General features: G+C 36.9%; 15 protein-coding genes. 5 read left to right on the forward strand and 10 right to left on the reverse strand.

Translation table 11 applies throughout. The features are described from left to right. The first annotated feature begins 2 nt into the window (after nucleotides 1–2). The gene (locus tag DSM106972_RS27215) at nucleotides 3–671 is read left to right on the forward strand and encodes a hypothetical protein (protein ID WP_127083634.1); all 669 of its coding nucleotides are present in this window, start codon (nucleotides 3–5) and stop codon (nucleotides 669–671) included. On the opposite strand, the gene crtW is transcribed toward DSM106972_RS27215, so the two are convergent. Continuing rightward, nucleotides 583–1,482 (reverse strand): beta-carotene ketolase CrtW, encoded by a 900-nt coding sequence (crtW, locus tag DSM106972_RS27220; protein ID WP_233787920.1) that lies wholly within the window; start codon nucleotides 1,480–1,482, stop codon nucleotides 583–585. The genes DSM106972_RS27215 and crtW overlap by 89 nt on opposite strands. 400 nt (nucleotides 1,483–1,882) lie before the next feature. On the opposite strand from crtW, the gene DSM106972_RS27225 reads away from it, so the two are divergent. Further along, complete coding sequence (locus DSM106972_RS27225; RefSeq protein WP_127083636.1) at nucleotides 1,883–2,704, forward strand: SDR family NAD(P)-dependent oxidoreductase; 822 nt, start codon at nucleotides 1,883–1,885, stop codon at nucleotides 2,702–2,704. 99 nt (nucleotides 2,705–2,803) lie between these two features. Here DSM106972_RS27225 and DSM106972_RS27230 read toward each other — a convergent pair whose 3' ends face one another. From DSM106972_RS27230 to DSM106972_RS52715, 7 genes are all read right to left on the reverse strand, one after another. Continuing rightward, nucleotides 2,804–3,517 (reverse strand): hypothetical protein, encoded by a 714-nt coding sequence (locus tag DSM106972_RS27230; protein WP_233787019.1) that lies wholly within the window; start codon nucleotides 3,515–3,517, stop codon nucleotides 2,804–2,806. A gap of 223 nt (nucleotides 3,518–3,740) precedes the next feature. Then, a complete protein-coding gene (locus DSM106972_RS27235; protein ID WP_127083637.1) occupies nucleotides 3,741–4,190 on the reverse strand; it encodes an SRPBCC family protein in 450 nt (149 codons plus the stop codon). Nucleotides 4,191–4,298: 108 nt separating this feature from the next. Beyond that, complete coding sequence (locus DSM106972_RS27240; protein ID WP_127083638.1) at nucleotides 4,299–6,560, reverse strand: VIT domain-containing protein; 2,262 nt, start codon at nucleotides 6,558–6,560, stop codon at nucleotides 4,299–4,301. 378 nt (nucleotides 6,561–6,938) lie between these two features. Continuing rightward, nucleotides 6,939–7,739: a Uma2 family endonuclease gene (locus DSM106972_RS27245; RefSeq protein WP_127083639.1), complete on the reverse strand. Its 801-nt coding sequence runs from the start codon at nucleotides 7,737–7,739 to the stop codon at nucleotides 6,939–6,941. 285 nt (nucleotides 7,740–8,024) lie between these two features. Further along, complete coding sequence (locus DSM106972_RS27250; RefSeq protein WP_127083640.1) at nucleotides 8,025–11,735, reverse strand: WD40 repeat domain-containing protein; 3,711 nt, start codon at nucleotides 11,733–11,735, stop codon at nucleotides 8,025–8,027. Nucleotides 11,736–12,058: 323 nt separating this feature from the next. Further along, nucleotides 12,059–12,304: a DUF2283 domain-containing protein gene (locus DSM106972_RS27255; protein ID WP_127083641.1), complete on the reverse strand. Its 246-nt coding sequence runs from the start codon at nucleotides 12,302–12,304 to the stop codon at nucleotides 12,059–12,061. After that, on the reverse strand, nucleotides 12,297–12,674 hold the full coding sequence (locus DSM106972_RS52715) for a hypothetical protein (RefSeq protein WP_233787020.1): 378 nt from the start codon (nucleotides 12,672–12,674) through the stop codon (nucleotides 12,297–12,299). Before DSM106972_RS52715 ends, DSM106972_RS27255 begins: the two co-directional genes overlap by 8 nt. A 389-nt stretch (nucleotides 12,675–13,063) precedes the next feature. Between DSM106972_RS52715 and DSM106972_RS27265 the strand changes: the two genes are divergently transcribed. Both DSM106972_RS27265 and DSM106972_RS27270 read left to right on the forward strand, forming a co-directional pair. After that, nucleotides 13,064–14,347 (forward strand): AAA-like domain-containing protein, encoded by a 1,284-nt coding sequence (locus tag DSM106972_RS27265; RefSeq protein WP_127083642.1) that lies wholly within the window; start codon nucleotides 13,064–13,066, stop codon nucleotides 14,345–14,347. Nucleotides 14,348–14,662: 315 nt separating this feature from the next. Beyond that, nucleotides 14,663–15,790 carry a CapA family protein gene (locus tag DSM106972_RS27270; RefSeq protein WP_127083643.1) on the forward strand — a complete coding sequence of 376 codons (1,128 nt, stop codon included), beginning with the start codon at nucleotides 14,663–14,665 and terminating at the stop codon, nucleotides 15,788–15,790. 83 nt (nucleotides 15,791–15,873) lie between these two features. Here the strand turns inward: DSM106972_RS27270 and DSM106972_RS27275 are convergent, their stop codons facing one another. After that, nucleotides 15,874–16,086 carry a hypothetical protein gene (locus tag DSM106972_RS27275; RefSeq protein WP_233787021.1) on the reverse strand — a complete coding sequence of 71 codons (213 nt, stop codon included), beginning with the start codon at nucleotides 16,084–16,086 and terminating at the stop codon, nucleotides 15,874–15,876. A gap of 66 nt (nucleotides 16,087–16,152) precedes the next feature. Between DSM106972_RS27275 and DSM106972_RS27280 the strand changes: the two genes are divergently transcribed. Continuing rightward, entirely contained in the window at nucleotides 16,153–17,004 is an 852-nt protein-coding gene (locus DSM106972_RS27280; protein WP_127083645.1) for an N-formylglutamate amidohydrolase, read from the forward strand. Between the two features lie 82 nt (nucleotides 17,005–17,086). Here the strand turns inward: DSM106972_RS27280 and DSM106972_RS27285 are convergent, their stop codons facing one another. Next, the gene (locus DSM106972_RS27285; RefSeq protein ID WP_158632883.1) at nucleotides 17,087–17,347 is read right to left on the reverse strand and encodes a PadR family transcriptional regulator; all 261 of its coding nucleotides are present in this window, start codon (nucleotides 17,345–17,347) and stop codon (nucleotides 17,087–17,089) included. Nucleotides 17,348–17,475 lie beyond the last annotated feature (128 nt).

Consider the following 17,475-nt stretch of genomic DNA (forward strand, 5'->3'; position numbering starts at 1 on the left):
TTATGAATAGGAGTGCATTGTGGTTATTATGGGCAGGATTTATTGTTTATGTAGTTTTTCTTGCCCCACCACTGCATCTAGAAGCGACTATAAAACTGCTAGTTAATATTCTTACGCTTCAATGGACGCAGGTAAACCCCGTTATTTTATCATTATTTTCTCTTGTAGGGATTTGGCTACTTATATATAGTAGTCTGTTATTTTTTGATGGTCGAATGCAATCGATACGATTTTATCCTTTTGCCATTGCTTCGATAGCATCGGGTGTTATAGGTTTAATACCATATTTGGCGTTACGCGAATCGAATCAAAGCTTTAGTGGTGAGAAAGATAAATTTTTAAACTTTCTCGACTCGCGCTTTTTTGCTTACTCCCTAACGGTTACAACTCTTGGTTTATTTATTTACGCTTTTATCTTTGGCAACTGGGATGGTTTTATCGACCAGTTCATGCAAGATAAATTTATTCATGGAATGAGTCTTGCTTTCTGCTTATTTTATCTATTGTTTCCAACGAGTATTCTTGATGATGATATAACTCGTCGTAACTGGAATAAACAGCAGATGGGACAATTATATCTATTTATTGCACTGGCACCGTTGTTTGGACCTCTTGCTTATCTTTGTCTACGTCCAAAAGTTGTAGCAAGTCAATTTGTTGATGAACTTTAGATAACTGCCACCAAGGCACATTTGGGTATTGATGATGTTCTAGGTGGTATCCGAAATGATAGCAAGTTAAGAAAGATAACCACGCAGGACGAGAAATTGTACGGGTATGAGAAGAATCTGTATATCCAGTAATTGGTTCACTATGAGGTTCAAAAGTACCAAAATAAAATAATTGTAATGAACTTAGTAATGAAGGTGTTACCCAAAATAAAATAAGATTTATTTGTGGTACATGGGCAAGGTAAGCAAGTGAGTTATAAACAATCGTTATTGTAATAATTTGCTTCCAACTCCAATATCCCTTCATGAAATGTAAATACCATGCAATTAGATTGTGGTGTTTTCCATCGTGGAAATCGGGGTCATTTAAGGTACCAGGATGTTGATGGTGTTGCCAGTGTTTTTTTAGCAGTGTTTTATACGATAATGCACCGTATAAAAAGAGACATAGTGAACCGATAAAATGATTTAATTTAATATTATAAGAGCTAACTGCTCCATGCATTGCGTCATGTGCCGTAATAAAAAGTCCTGTGTAACAAAAAGTTTGGTATAACACACCAGCAACTAAAGCGATTATATTAGTTTCTTGAACATTTACGTTCATTAATAAAATTAAACTAACCGCCCATATTCCTATAATAGCAATAGCTGTAGTTATCCCTCGGTAAGGATGTATACTATTTTCAAAAGGAATTTGTGATGGGTATACAATTGATTTTTGTAGCATTGATGTCCAGTAGTTATTGAGTACAAGAGTCAAAATGTTAACATCGTTTTGGTTAAGGGCTAAGTATTTTGTATAACCCACTGTAAAAAACAAGCAACATTTACTCTAATACTAAGTATTTATCAGAATTTAACTCTCTGTCTCTAGTTTCAAGATTTATCTTAAAAAAACTCACATATTTGTAACTTTTGGATACTGTTTTGTCATTCTTAAAGCTGATGGGAGCTATATAGTACAAATTTGATAAGTATTCAAAATATCAAATATATTTAACATAAATATATAATGCTTCGCGAAACTCCGCAAAACTTTAACTAAGAAACCGGGTTTCTACGCATTCATTGTCGCAGACAAATCTTTATTTTTATTACAAGTTTCAGGGAAGAAACCCGGTTTCTAAGATTTTTTCTAACTTTAGTGAGAAGGTTTCTATCAGCTAGTTCACCAAACTTATAAAAGATGTACTTTTAGAAAAATCATTATGAGTCCAACAATACTAATAACAGGTGCCTCGCAAGGAATAGGTAAACAGACTGCACTTTTGTTCGCACGCAAAGGATATAACTTAGTACTAGCTGCACGCAGACCTGAAGTACTGGAAGCAGCAGCGCAAGAAGTAAAAAACCTTGGTTACAACAACGATGTTTTGACTGTTAGTTGTGATGTTCGTGACCCTGAGCAAGTTAAAACGCTAGTAAACAAAGCATTAGCGCATTTTGGCACTATTGATGTACTAGTAAATAATGCTGGTATATTCGCGACAGGAACAGTAGAGGATTTTTCATTAGATGATTGGCATCAAATCATTGATACCAATTTGTGGGGGTATATCCATACAATAAACGCACTACTACCGCATTTCCTCGAACGTGGAAAAGGAACAATAGTTAATCTGAGTTCGATAGGTGGGAAAGTGCCTACACCTTATATGGCAGCATACTGTACTAGTAAATTTGCTGTAACAGGATTAACTGAAGCACTGCAAGCAGAACTGAAACCAAAAGGTATTCAGGTTTGTGGTATTTATCCAAACTTAATAGCCAGTAGTCTTTTGGAGCGAGCAATCTTTCGCGGTAAAGATGAAGAAGACATGCGGAAACGTCGTGAACAATTAGGTCAAATTACAAATGTTCCAGTCGTAGAGAAACCCAAAGATGTAGCAAATGCAATTTGGGATGCAGTAAGCAATCAAAAATCAGAGGTGATGGTAGGTTCTGCAAACGTCTCACAAGGATTGTATCGTCTTTTGCCAGGTTTCGTGCAATGGGCTTCGCGACAAGCCCTCAAAAACAAAGATGCATAAAATAATTTAATTCACAATCTTGTGGAGCGGGCATCCGTGCCCGCCTTAATGTTTGAACGTGTTTGAACGGGCGGGGACGCCCATTCCACAAGAAGATTTTTATTGCCATCGAATTACTTTTTCTTTAACAATGGTGGCATCACCTACCATAATTTCCAAACTCTCACGAGTTAAGAGAAAGCGAGTATTACCCTTAACTGCCAAATAGTTTTGCTTTTCAAAGGCGCCATCAGGTTTGAGATTCTGTAAAGGAATAGTGATTTTTTCATTACCTATTCTTGCTACACCAACATAACTTCCGGATTTATCGTTGCCACATATATATACAATAAAGCTTTTAGTCACAGCCTCAATAAGAACATTTTCCCCTTGTGGACAAGCGCTGACAAGAAGTTGCCCATCACCTGAAATTGCGCTAGTTACTCTTTCCCTGTTTAAAATACGCCCCAATTTATTTACCATAAACTCATAAGGTGAAACTATGTGACTAATTTCCCCTAGTTTCGCAATATAAGTCTCACCATTTTTACGGACAATGGGCAGTGTAATTTTAATATCATCGCTCTTTGTGACGCGCACGTAATAACCTAAAGGATTTTTAGTATCTCCTAAACAGATATAAAGCTTATATTTTGAAGTTTCAAAGCTGCGCTTAGGAAACGAGTTCTGAATAGGGCAAATTCCCGTTGCTCCACTGAACTGTAGCATAGACGACTGTGCCATAGTTTGAGTCACAGGAAAAAACTGCGAAGCCAATATACCAGCATAAGTCAGATTGAATCCGAGGCGCCAAGCGAATTTACTTAACAACATATTAATTTTTAAAATTTATCTAAGTAATGTTACGGAACTAATTTAAATCAAGATTGAACAACTTCAGGGTTTTATAAGTGTTTTTACTGTTGTAATGATTGAGTTAGTATCGTAAAAAAAAGCGTCTAAAGCAACTAAATACCCCAGACGTTTATATATTCTTTAATAAAAGGAAATAAAATATAATTTTTCGATTAAGTACTCAACACTCAGCACTTTATACTCACTTAGATTCGCATTCTCGCCTAGTTATTTCATGACGATAGCGAAACGTAGCTTCAAGTTGAGCTTGTACTATCCAACCACTCATAAATTCAACAGTTTCACCACCAGGCATAGAAAACGAGATAGCATCAGTTAATCTAGTTTTATTACGCTCACTATCAAACAAATGTCGGTGTTGCCAAAACTCAAATGGCCCCGAAAGCTGTTCATCAGTAAAACAACGGTACTGTTCATACTCAGTATGTCGTGCCAACCAAGTTAAAGGTAGTAGTCCTAAAAACATTCGGAACTCCGTAATTGCACCAATACCTAAACCACCTTCGCGACGCACAACTTGAATAGGTTGCCAAGGTGGAGTAAGTAATTTTAATGCATCCGCGCGCTCATGGAATTGCCAAACAACTTCAACAGGCGCCTCAATTAACGAAGAATATTTAAATTGCAACATCTGCCTAGTACGGGCGGGTTAACCTAAATTTTGTACTATTTATCAGGATATATGTAAACCCGCCCTAGATGTCATAACAGCTTCGGATGCCTGTTCCACAAGAGGGATTTAAGAATTTATTTGTAAAATAAGGTGTGCTGTTGCTGTAATACCAGGTGATTGCCAAGATATAAGCAGGCGCCTAATAGCAACTAAAATTTTGGCAGAATTTAAAGTTGAAGCATCTTCATCGAAACTTACTTGTTGAACACGTCCCTTACTAAGTTGAATTTGTACAACAACTTTGCCATTAAAACTAGTGGGTAACTCTTTGCTTTGTAAATAATTAGTCAACACAGTAGCTATCGACGGTTCTAAACCAGTAATACTAATAACTTCTAGTTGAGGATTTATTGGTGTTGCTGGTTGAGGAGGTAAATTAGTAGAATTACTGCGTTTTCTTCTTAGAAACTCTGGTTGTTCATAAGAAGCAGGCGCCGGGGATGCAAGGTAGAATATACCTGCTCCACGAGCAAACTCAGCAGACCCAGCTTCTGCAAAACCACCAAAAATACCATCGTATTCAACACCTTCAGGCATTTCTACAGGTACTTCAACTGTAACTAGCTCACCACTATCAGCATTAACTCTTACATCCTCGCTAACTGCGACAAAAGCAGTGTACTTCGACAATAATTTATAAGTTAAAGCAACATCTGTCACAGCTTGAGTTTTTGCGGTTGTTTCGTATGCAAACATTTCGTTTGTCAATGCTTTGATACAAGCACGTCCCCATAACTGGGCAATAGCAGGATTTCCATCTGCATCAAAATTAATATCAAACACCTTTTTATATGTTTCGCAGTTCGCAGTAGTTCCACTAATACTAAGATTTACAGAATTGCCATCTTTTTTGCGCCCAAACACAACCAAAGGCTGTTCGGCAAATAAATCAGGCGCCTGTGCAGGATAAATAACGGCAGTTTCACCTTCACCTTCGCAATTAATCTCAATATTCATCAGTACTGGATTACTAACTTGGCGAAAGAACTTTTCTGTAACTTCGTCAGTTTTTTCATCATGGCGAATAATATATGAAACACCCCGCCCAATTTCTGCGATGCGGTTGAGTAAAAAGCGATTAACAGAACTACCCGCACCAAAGCTATATAAACGATTTCCTGGTTTGAGGTTATTTTGCACTTCCGCCAAAATATCATTCTCGTTACCGATATAGCCGTCGCTCAACAGTACTATTGTTCGCAATCGCCCAATAGGCGCCGGGAAATTAATAGCAGCAGTAATGCCAGTAAGCATTTCCGTGCCGCCACTTGCTCGTAACTTATTTATATAGTTAATAGCTAAATTACGATTTTCGGGAGTATTGTTTAACGGCGCCTTTGATAATTGCCTAACCTTGTCAGAAAAATCAAGAATAGCAAAAGTGTCATCAGGGTTTAAGCCACTAATGAAACGTCGCATTAACTCCTGACATTGTAGCAAAGGGGCGCCAGACTGTGAACCAGAAGTATCAACTAAAAATACAACATCTTTAGGAACGATTTGACTTGGTTGATATTCCAAAGCTGGAATTAGATAAATAGCAAAATGCCCACCACGCTCATCAACTTGAGTTAACACAGTCGATTGCGTTTCACTTTGAGCAACTTGGTACCGTAAAATAAAATCCTTATTGGGAATAGTATCTTCAACACCCAGCTTCACCCGTACAACTTCACCAACATATTCTGTTTCTAACTTATGCGAAGGTGATTTAATCTCAGTAACAACCACACCTGCATTAATTTCCACAGTCACATTTATATCATGCCCAGCACGCATTCCAGGTGGAATTACAGGTGGAGTGATACGCGAAGCATCAGGCACTAAATCAGTATCAGTAGTTGAGGGAATTAATTCTCCTGGAATATACCTTGGTCCAACTACCATAGGGAAAACAAACTCATAACTTCCCGCATCATACTTTAAACTATCTGTGTAACGAATCGTCACATCAATTTGTTCACCTGGCAGAATATTAGCCAAAGACTGAGTAAAAATATTATCTCGTTCTTGCTCTAATAACCCCGCAGTACGTCCTTCTTTCTTCGCCTTATCATAAATTTGCTGTGCTTCCTCTCGTTTTTTTATACTTCCCTTAATTATCTTATCCCCAATTCTAATCTCCATTTCATCCACCGCTGACTCATCAGGTAATGGAAATACATAAATAGCTTCTAACGGTGTTGTAAAAGGGTTTTCAAAACTTTGTGTAACTTCTAAACGCGCAATGTTTCCAGAAATTTTGGCGCCTACTTCTGTATGTTTGAGTGGAAATAATTCTTTAGTATCTTTTGCAAAAAGTCCAGGATTTACTGTATTACGAGACATTTGCTCAATCTCCGAACATTAAATATTTATAATTCGTAATTCGTACTCGTACTAAGCACTTTAGTGCTTAAAATTAATGGTATGGATACCACCTTAAAGCAACTACAATCTATTGTAGCTTTTATTGTATTATGATGTAGTATACAAAACAAATTTAATTATGATTTAATAATAAGCGAAATGTGAAAGCCTCAATACTTTGAATTCGCTGCTGAAGTAATATTCTATTTTTGAAGTTTTTGAACATAATGAGATTATAAAATAATTTTTTATACTGATTGTGTAAATGTTTGTATGTAAACGTCATCAGTAAATAACGTAAAAATTAAATCCCCCAATAGAGCGCTCTGTTGAGGGGACTTTGATTAAGTTATAAATCTAAACTTCTTCTCCAAGCTCTCGTAATCTTGCAGCAAGACGTTCCGCACGTTGGCGTTCAGCCTCAGCTCTTTGAGCTTCAGCCTCAGCCCTTTGAGTTTCAGCATCTGCTTTTTGAGCTTCGCTATCGGCACGCTGTTTTTCCGCTTCTTCTGGTAAAAGCACTAAATTACCAGTTTCATCATAAAAGCGTAGCCAGTTGGCAGTTTCTCGGTCGATAGTACCTTGGTGCGTACCGAGCCATAGTCCTAAAGCTTCACTCCATAGCCAACCTCGACTATCAGGTGTAACTGATTCGTATTTCAGAGAAGCATTCAAACGCCATCCTTGAAGTGAGTTTGTCTCAAACGGGTCATAAATATAGTAGTTACGTGTACGAAAAACTTTTTCGTAAAGTTCTTTCTTTACACCTTTATCTACTTTTGCTGTGCTTTCCGATAGCAACTCAACAATTACATCCGGATAACGTCCGTTTTCTTGCCAAACTACCCAACCTTGACGCTCTTTAGTTCCGTCAATATCAAGCGTCACAAAGAAATCAGGGCCTCTAAAATCTTTGTTCATTGCTTGTGTGTTGCTGTAATAAACAAACATATTACCCCCTGCGAAAAAATCATTGCGGTCAGCCCAAAGCTGCAACAATGACCGGATTAGGGTGTTCATGGCGATGCGATGGCGATTACTTTCCAAGGGTTCCCCGTCGTCAAATATCAAATCCGTGGGTGGCATCGGTGGTTGCCAGTCCACAGATTCTTGCAAAACCTCTACAGTTTGTTCAGTTACAGCGGTTTCTGGTGACATTTGTTTACCTGCCTCCTTCGGAGTACATATGTTTGTTATTATCTCGCAAAAGCTTCAATTGTCACGTTTTTTACTGTATAGTTCAAAATTATTAACATGAACGTTGGTAATACTTTCACCTCTATTACAAGCATACTCAAATGATTTCCAAGCTGCTTATTGTATCCTCTCTCTTGTGGAGCGGGCATCCCTGCCCGCAATTGTATAAACAATTATTAAGAGACGGGCAAGGATGCCCATCCCACAAGAGTTATTACAAGAGTTAATATATTTTGCAGTTGTACTTTAGATTTTTGTATTACACACTTTTAATCTTTGGCGTGCAGTAGGATGGGTAGCGAGATAATCTTGCAACCAGTCGCAACCTCTTGTAAGTAATATGTCTAAGTTATCAAGGCGCCAAACACGAACACGATTATTAATTGCAGTTATCGTCATAATTTTTTTGCCGTCAGGACTAGGTTCTACTCCTGCGAGACCTGTTTCGTGTTCATATTCTGCTATTTGTCTGCTAGATAAGTCCCAAACTCGAACTTTATTTCCAGCACCAGTAATAATATGTTTTCCGTCTTTGGTAAATTGGGCACTTGAAACAGAGTCTTGGTTTGGCAGTTCAAATAAAAATTTACCTGAAATATCCCAAGCGCGCGCTGTGGTATCAGCAGAAGCGGTAACAATAAGTTTTCCGTCGGGGCTAAATTGGGCGTCTGTTACATAATCTTGATGTCCTTCAAGTTTAGCTAATTGTTTTCCTGTTAAATCCCAAAGACGGGCAGTATTGTCGAATGAAGCTGTAATAAAACGTTGACCATCTGGACTTATACGTATATTAAAAATTGGTTGTGTATGTCCTTCGAGTTGGGCTATTTGTTGACCTTTTAAATTTAAAATACGAGCAATGTTGTCACCCCCATTGAAAGGTTTTTTAATTATATACTTACCAGATAATGATACATTAAAATTTCCTTTTGGTATTTTAGAAATCAACTTACCATTGCCATCCCATAAGTAAAATATGTTACTATTATCATCTGGATGAGTAACAATATACTTTTTATCTGTACTAATTTGAACGAAAGATGGAGTATTGAAATTTTGTAATACAGCTATACTTTTACCTGATGTATCCCATATTCGAGTAGTTTTATCAAGTGAAGTAGAAACTATCATTTCTCCGTCTCCACTAAATTTTGCACTGCTAACAAGTTCCGTATGTCCTTTTAATATTGTTATAATTTTACCTGTACCATCTAATATTTGAATATTTTTGCCATTCTTGGCAAGATACATAAGATTACTATCTGGACTCCAATCAACTTCAGGTAACATATTTTGAGTTTTAATATTTGTAGATTGATTTGATAAGTCCCAAATTTGTGCAACTCTCAAATTTGTGCTGATTATATATTTACCATTAGGGTTCCAACGAATACTACCAAAATCCCCTTGATAATTATTTAATTCCGCTTGTAATTCACCAGAAGTATTCCATATGCTTATACCACCCCGATTAGTTGTTGCGATATATTTACCATCTGGACTAAAAGCTGGTTCTGAAATGCTAGATTTATTTATGGTTGCTATATTCTTCCCTGATCTCCATATCTCTGTATTATATTTGCCATTTTGAAGAAATTCTATTAAAATTAATTGGCTATCTGGGCTAAAAGTTACTCTATACAAATCTGTATTCTTATCAAATTTTATTTGTGTAACTTCTTTCCATTCTGTATTCAATACTTTAATAACTCCACCAGATGCAATAATAAAGTATTTGTTATTAGGACTCCAGGTTGCACTTCCAATCACTGCAAGTGAGCTAAATGCTTGTAATAATTTACCTGAACTATTCCAAATATATACTTTGTTCTCAATAGTAACAGTAGAAATAAATTTACCATCAGGACTAAAGTTAGCGTTTATCACATCATGATTATGAGATAAAGTCATTAATAATTTTCCAGATGTATCCCAAACGCGCGCGCTTTTGTCTCTAAAATTCAAGTTTCTATCATAAGAAAATGTAAGTAAACTTTGCCCATCGGGACTCCATCTAGCTACAATATAATTTCCTTTATGGGGTATTGCTGCTATTAACTTACCTTCAAAACTCCAAATTTTGGCTATTTTGTCTTCAGAGGTAGTAACAATATACTTTCCATCTGGACTAAAGCTAGCGCTTTGCACTATATCATCATGTGCTTTAAGCTCTCTAACCAATTTACCTGATATATCCCAAATACGAACAGTTTTGTCAGTAGAAGCAGTTACTATATATTTACCGTCTCTAGTCCAGTTAACATCAGTAATATTGTTTTTATGTCCTGTTAATTGAGTACGTTCGGTAATTTTATCAACTATTGTTTGTAAAGCGAGAACTGGAGTAGTTGTAGGATAATTGCTTAAATTATGGTTTTTAACTAGTTGTTTAAGCTTTTGCCCCGTTACCATTGCTGATATTAAGGGTTCAATTTGTTTATTTTCCAATTGACGTAATGTCGCTACACCTGTTTGTTCTAATTTATTAACTTCTTGAACATATTGTGTATTTTGGGTAGCTTTGAATGACATGAAGCTGGCTATTGCTGTGCCAATCAATGATATAGTTAGTACTGAGGCGCCTACTCGTATTTGTTTTCTCGCTTTACGCTGTGCTGTATATAACGTATCATTTGCTTCGGCTAATATTCGACTTTCTTCTTCTTTAACAGCTAGTGCATTTTCAAATTCTTGTTTTTCTTGTTCTTGACTTGCCGATAAAAATCTATAGTCATCGTTACTTAAGTTTTTACAATTTGCCCATAAAAGTCCATCTTGCAAAGCTTTACCTCGTAGTAAACGTGATTCATCTTGATAATTTGAAGCTACCCATGCTGTAAATACTTCGGAATATGGACGTAAGTTATTTAGCATTTTTTCTACCCAATGTAAGTTAAATATTGAAGCGTAAATTTTGTTGTAAACCTTTAAATATCCAGACTCTTCTACAACTAACCCAGATAAACGCAATTCGATTTGTTCTGGACTATCATCAATTGGCACGGCGCCATTACGTAAAATACTTTGATATAATCCTAGTAATAATCCACTACGCTGTTCGCGAGAAGTTATTCTATCTCTAATCGTTTTGAGATGCGGTGGTTCGTCAGATGATTCCCAGTTAGTAATTATTTGCTCTTGAATTAAACTTTCTATATATATAGATGAAGCTGTTTGTGTAGGCGCCGATGCAAGCAAATTACAAACCTTTTGCGTTAAAAAAGGTTGTCCCCCTGTCCACTCCAATACAGCAGCAAGCACTTCTTGAGGATTATAAAATGTATCTGACAACCCTTTTGCTAAAGGTTCAACTTCATTAATTTTAAAACCACTAAGCTGGATAGCTCGACCAATATTAAAAGGTGTACGTGTTTTATCGGCAATTAAATCACTTGGAGTTGCAACACCAACTAAAGCAAAAGTTAAACGCTTATACTCAGAGTTAAAACTTCGTTTCTCATAGCAGCTTCTAATTAAAGCAAAAAAATCATCGCTTTTAAATTGCAGACTCAGAATACTGTCTATCTCATCAATAAATATAACTATGTTGTTCTTGACTTGAGTTAGCAGTACAGATTCGATAAACTCACCAAAACGCTGTACAGGTGGTATGACTGAACGCTCTTTCCACCAAGTACGCATAAACTCACTTGAACTGGCAATTCCAAAATTAGCAACCAAAGTGTAAACAATACCCGCGTACCATTGCTCTGGTTGAATATCTAAACTACCCCGTCCTGACACATCTATTGTTGTACAAGAAACACCACTAGCTTCCAGCTTTCGCATCGCACGCAGCAGTAAGCTAGTTTTTCCCATTTGCCGAGAGTTGAAAACATAGCAAAACTCTCCTCGCTTAAGTCCCTCATACAAGTCATTATCTGCTTGACGCACTACATAACTAGGCGCCTCTTCTGATAAACTACCGCCAACTTTATATATATAGTCACTAACCATATGCGGTTCTTTTGGTGAACTATATACATTAAAGTGCAGCGGCGCCTGAGTTGGAGGTGGAGATTATTGAGTTGGTATCGAGTTGTAGGAAAAATTTATACAGATAAGATTTAATTATAAAAAATATTAAGGGACGGGCAAGGATGCCCATACCACAAGATTTATAGTTAATTTGTATCTTTAACCAACACTTTACATCTTGGTGTTACACATTTTTAATCTTTCGCGCGCAGTCGGATGATTAGCGAGATAATCTTGCAACCAGTCGCAACAAGAGTGTGAGTAAGGTGTCTAAGTTATCGAGGCGCCACACGCTGATAGTATTATACTTCGCTCTTGACCAAGTTCAACAGCTTACCCTGAACAGATTCCAAAATAAAATCTCGGATGTAATTACTGGCATTGAGAATTTCTACGCCAATCAACTCTCCGGTTGCATTCAGTTCAGCGGTGACATTTGGACTAATTTCAATACTTGCTGATTCTGGCTCTTCGGAGATTAGCAAGTGAAGAATATCCTCTTCTTTGAAGTAGTTCATTTGTGGCAATTGTTGCTTGAAGTCAGACATTTGTGATAAACCGTCCAGTTTTTAGACGAAATCGAATTTGTTGTCGAGTTATGGCGTGAATTGTAATCGGTGTAATTGTGTTTTCACCCTGTTCGTAGGGAATTAAAACTAGCTGTTCACCATGCTTTCCAACTACAACTGCCCGATCTGTTTCTACATCATAATATCGTTCGCTAGAGAAGCGTAAGATATTTTCAATTAGATCAAGATCAAAACCTCTTTGGGTTGCACGGTTCAAGCCAGACAACACACCAAGTATATTTTGGGCTGATTCAACTAAGATTTGGTAATACCAAAGCGTTGTATCCCGTTTAGCAAGCTTGGACTGCATTCCCCAAATTGCAACAAACCTAAGATAATGCTTTACCATCGTTTGTGCGAGTCCATCAGGGTAATTTGCAACTCTCGCTTTCTACTGCTGAATCAGCGTTTCGTAGTATAAGGGAATTCCTACCAGTGTTTCTGGCATTGCTTTAATAATTGGCGATTGAAAATTAAACTCTTCTAAGATGCTTGAAATTTCCTTTTCCCATTACCTATATTAGAACTTGGTGGCGCCTGAGTTTAGGGTGGAGAATATCGAGTTGCTATTGACTTTGTATTGACTTATAAGAGTTGATCCCCCCAACAGAGCGATGATTTGGGGGGCTTTAAATACCTTTTCCCCCCCGAATTCGCGCTCTGTTAGGGGGGATTTAATTAAGTTATAATGATACTTTTTGAGCATGTAACTTAAGTAAATAAACCCAGGCGCCAAGAATGCCACGTTCAATTCGAGTACGTCCAGAGTGTATATCACAGGTAAAATCAGCATTACCGCGTAATGGTTATGTTCGTCAAAGTGATTTAGCGGAAAGTTTACAAATCTCTCAATCTACAGTCAGTAGTTTTCTCAATGGTAGACCTGTAGATTTTTTGAACTTCACTGAAATTTGCCGCGCGCTTGAACTCGAATGGCAGGATGTCGCAAATTTTTCAAATGAAAACGAATCTGTTGTTTTACCCTCACAGCAAAATGTACCCCATCAATTAGAGCTTCCAGAGGGACAAGTTGAGTTAACTTCTTCTTTTTATATTAACCGTCCTCCAATAGAAACACGCTGCTATGAGGAAATTAAAAAGCTCGGTTCTTTAATTCGGATTAAGGCGCCTAGACAAATGGGTAAAACGTCTTTAATGGCAAGAATTCTTAATGAATCCCAATCTCATGGTAGTTATGCTGTAACGTTAGACTTTCAACTTGCTTCACAGCAAATTTTTACTAGTGCTGATAAATTCTTGCGTTGGTTCTGTGCAAGCGTTGCTAAAAGTGTAAATATCCAAAACCAGTTAGATAATTATTGGGATTTAGCTGGTATCTTGGGTAGTAATATGGCTTGCAAGGCTTATTTTGAAGAGTATTTGCTTCCAAGTTTGGATAAACCGTTGACTTTGGGTTTAGATGAAGTTGATAGAGTTTTTGAATATCCAGATATATATAGAGATTTTTTTGGACTGTTACGTGCGCTGCATGAAGAAGCTAAACGTCGAGATATTTGGAAAAAGTTACGGTTGATAATAGTTCACTCAACCGAAGTTTACGTACCTTTGGACATTAACCAATCTCCTTTTAATGTTGGTTTACCAATTGAGTTACCAGAATTTACCCATGAACAAATATTAGAGCTAACACGGCGCCATCAACTTCAATGGGGTGATACTGAGATAGAACAGTTAATGTCTATGATAGGGGGACATCCGTTTTTAGTTCGCCTTGCCCTTTATTATATAGCCTGTGGTGATGTTGACTTACAGCAAGTTTTGCAAACAGCCGCAACAGATACAGGAATTTATAAAGATTATTTACGGCGCCAGTTACTTATTCTCACTGAGCAACCAGAGTTATTAGCAGCGATGAAACAAGTCGCAACCGCGTCTAGCTACGTAAAGTTACCAAGTTTAATCAAATTCAAATTGCATAGTCTTGGTTTAGTACAAATGCTAGACTCGGAAGTGGCACCAAGGTGTCAACTACACCGTTTATATTTTTCAACTGTTGCGTAAAAATATTATATATATTCTCTGATAATAGTTAATAAAATACGTATCTTCACTCAACTGTATTGCAAATTAAATAAATACAATTTTAACAAAGCTCAGTTTAATATTTCGGGAACTTTTAAACAAAAAAGTTTCCAAAATTTTATTGTGGGGTAGGCATCCTTGCCTGCCTAAATATAGGAACGGGCAAGGATGCCCATTCCACAAGTAAGGATGCCCATTCCACAAGCAGTTGTTCATTATTCCGGAAAATAACGAATTACGGGTGTTTTAATAATTACAGACTATTGGGAAGCTTGACTATAACTGTGTATATTTATGACTTTTTTTAAACAAAATTATTTTATTTACTTGACAGGTTTAGCTGTTATTTCACTGCTAACTTCATCATTTAGCGTCTCTAATAGTTCTAACATAAACAACAAAAAACCATTAGAAAAGGTTGAAGATAAGTACATAACAATCAAAGCTGTGGGAGATATTGTAGCAGGAACAAATTTTCCTGATTACCGTCTTCCTAGAAATCCTAACCAGCTTTTTCCCAAACCAGTTAGAGATAAGCTGAAAAATTCAGATATTCTATTTGGTAATTACGAAAGTACTTTAACAAACCATCCTTACACTACCAAAGATACAACAAAAGGAGCGGTGTTTGCTTTCCGTTCTCCACCAGAATATGCAAGTTTGTTTTCGCAAGTTGGCTTTGATGTAATGAGTGTTGCCAATAACCACGCAATGGACTTTGGTAGAAAAGGGTTTTCTGATACCGTTAATAATTTAAATGCTGCTGGGGTAAAAACAGTAGGCGCCAAAAATCAGATTCTTTACACTAAAGTCAAGAATATTCCTGTTGCTTGGATAGGATTTTGTTTTTACGAGTACTGTAATACAGTTCAAGATATTCAAAAAGCCAAAGCACTCGTTAATCAAGCAAGGCAAAAAGCCAAGATAGTTATTATATCAATGCACGTTGGCGCCGAAGGTAGTAATGCACTCCACGTTCGTAACGCAACCGAATATTTTTATGGAGAAAACCGAGGTAATTCTATATTATTCGCTCGTAGTATGGTAGATGCAGGCGCCGATTTAATTTTGGGTCACGGTCCACACGTTCCACGCGCAATGGAAGTATACAAAGGTAAACTTATCGCATACTCATTAGGAAACTTCCTTGGATATAAAACATTTTCTACCACTGCCGAAAAAGGAGATTCTCTAATTCTCGAAGCCAAAATAAACCAAGACGGTAATTTTGTATCTGGTAAGATTGATTCAATTCAATTAGATAAAACTGGAATTCCCCAAGCAGATAAGTACGGGCAAACTATTGAATTAGTCAGGTCTTTGACAAAACGTAGTTTCCCTAATACTAAAATAAGCATTAGCCAGAAAGGAGAAATTAGTTTTTCTGGACAAGACGTTGCTCGCAAGAAAAAATTAAATTAACAGAGGGGAATACAGAGTAAAAATGCAAAATTCCCGGCTCCTTAATTCAGGAAGACGGGAATATAAACTATTGAACCAAACTACTAGTATAAAGTTCCGCAAAGATTATCAATAACTGCTGCTGGTTGATTAAGATTTCGTTCGCGACAGAGTAAATACTGTGCTAACTTTTGCTGAGAGTAAAAGCGATGCACGAACCAACCTATTGGTGCCCCTATTAATGTACCTATTAGTAAACCTGTGAGTAAACTATTTATCAGATGTTTTCGAGAAATAGTATTATGACGAGGCGCCACTTCTTCTCTAACTATAATTTATCTAAACTCTAATAATATGTTGTCATTAAAACCAGGTAATTATTCATGTCTAAGATACTTCCTATCGTTTATAGCGCGCACCACGCAAGTCACAATTTCGGTAAGTTTACAAGTCGGTGTGCATTAACTCTAGAACAATGCGTGAAATATTCAGACTATGGCACTGACGACACTGTACCAAAACATACTCATTATTCCATAAGTAATTATTCGCGTGGCCTTGTTGACTTAAATCGGGCGCCGGATAGTCCAACCTTATTTCCGAAGCAAGATTTTGGTAAACCCAATAAAAATAATATATGGCTTTCTGGATTTGAACCTACTGATGAGGAAAGAAAATTTATTCGTGAGACGATTTACGAACCTTATCACCAACAATTATTACAGACTATAAAAAATCTTGAGGATTACGACACTGAATCAAATAAACCTATAGTTGTAGTTGCTTGGGATAATACAGCCCATTATGAAATAGGGAAAAACCCGGATGGTACCGCACGAATAATGGATTATTTTATACTTTGTAATAATGGAGATAGGAACAAAGGTAATTCAACTAATCCACAAGTTAAAACAACGTGTAACCCAGACTTTATCGTAGAACTAGCAAATAACCTTAATTCAGCACTACGAGAACAAAAATTGGAAGGTAAAGCTACTTTAAACACATATGATGATAAGCCAAACAATGAGTGTGGCTATATCGCCAGTAATTATAACACTCATTATAATCCTGGTATCAGTAAAAAACGTCCAGTTGAGTCATTTCAAGTTGAGTACAGCACAATCATTACTCATTCTCAACAACACCTTTGTCCTAACTATGAAGCAATGCAAAAACTACGCCTAGCTTTTGAGAAAGCAATGGAAGAAACATACACTAAATTCTTCAGATAGTGAATGTAAAGCACTTAAAGTAATTAAGTGCTTTATACAACTTATTATGGTACAAAAATATTATTTATATCGGCACCACTCGCTACTTTTCCAAAGCTTGCTTGCCTTTAGGAGTCAATTCATAACATCGGCGCCTTTTTCCTCCCTGAAATTCTTCCTCCACCCACCAGGAGGAAATAAACTCGTTTTTCTCTAACCACTCAAGGTTAGGATAAAGGCTGTTAATGCTTAAATCAGAATTATAAAGTTTGTTAAATTCTTCTTCAATCTTTAGTCCATAAAGCGGCTTTTCAGCTAAAGATTTTAATAGAAGCATGTCTATTTTGTTTAGTTTCTTACTCATTAGTCTGTGGTAAAAATACATATATCACTGCACAGCTGAGGACAGAGGTGCTACAACCATCCGTTACATCCGTTGTATCCGTTGCCAGGTTCGGCTATCTGGTAGTTAAAAATTCAGCCATAATCGCT

The sequence above is a fragment of the Dulcicalothrix desertica PCC 7102 genome, from assembly GCF_003991905.1.
In the GTDB taxonomy this organism is placed as follows: Bacteria; Cyanobacteriota; Cyanobacteriia; order Cyanobacteriales; family Nostocaceae; genus Dulcicalothrix; species Dulcicalothrix desertica.

Excerpts from the sequence above, each read along its gene's own strand:
- DSM106972_RS27280 (WP_127083645.1), top strand. The coding sequence starts at position 16,153 with ATGTCTAAGATACTTCCTATCGTTTATAGCGCGCACCACGCAAGTCAC.
- DSM106972_RS52715 (WP_233787020.1), bottom strand. The coding sequence starts at position 12,674 with ATGGTAAAGCATTATCTTAGGTTTGTTGCAATTTGGGGAATGCAGTCC.
- DSM106972_RS27245 (WP_127083639.1), bottom strand. The coding sequence starts at position 7,739 with ATGTCACCAGAAACCGCTGTAACTGAACAAACTGTAGAGGTTTTGCAA.
- DSM106972_RS27215 (WP_127083634.1), top strand. The coding sequence starts at position 3 with ATGAATAGGAGTGCATTGTGGTTATTATGGGCAGGATTTATTGTTTAT.
- DSM106972_RS27240 (WP_127083638.1), bottom strand. The coding sequence starts at position 6,560 with ATGTCTCGTAATACAGTAAATCCTGGACTTTTTGCAAAAGATACTAAA.
- DSM106972_RS27250 (WP_127083640.1), bottom strand. The coding sequence starts at position 11,735 with ATGGTTAGTGACTATATATATAAAGTTGGCGGTAGTTTATCAGAAGAG.
- DSM106972_RS27255 (WP_127083641.1), bottom strand. The coding sequence starts at position 12,304 with ATGTCTGACTTCAAGCAACAATTGCCACAAATGAACTACTTCAAAGAA.
- DSM106972_RS27270 (WP_127083643.1), top strand. The coding sequence starts at position 14,663 with ATGACTTTTTTTAAACAAAATTATTTTATTTACTTGACAGGTTTAGCT.
- DSM106972_RS27265 (WP_127083642.1), top strand. The coding sequence starts at position 13,064 with ATGCCACGTTCAATTCGAGTACGTCCAGAGTGTATATCACAGGTAAAA.
- DSM106972_RS27225 (WP_127083636.1), top strand. The coding sequence starts at position 1,883 with ATGAGTCCAACAATACTAATAACAGGTGCCTCGCAAGGAATAGGTAAA.
- DSM106972_RS27235 (WP_127083637.1), bottom strand. The coding sequence starts at position 4,190 with ATGTTGCAATTTAAATATTCTTCGTTAATTGAGGCGCCTGTTGAAGTT.
- DSM106972_RS27285 (WP_158632883.1), bottom strand. The coding sequence starts at position 17,347 with ATGAGTAAGAAACTAAACAAAATAGACATGCTTCTATTAAAATCTTTA.
- DSM106972_RS27230 (WP_233787019.1), bottom strand. The coding sequence starts at position 3,517 with ATGTTGTTAAGTAAATTCGCTTGGCGCCTCGGATTCAATCTGACTTAT.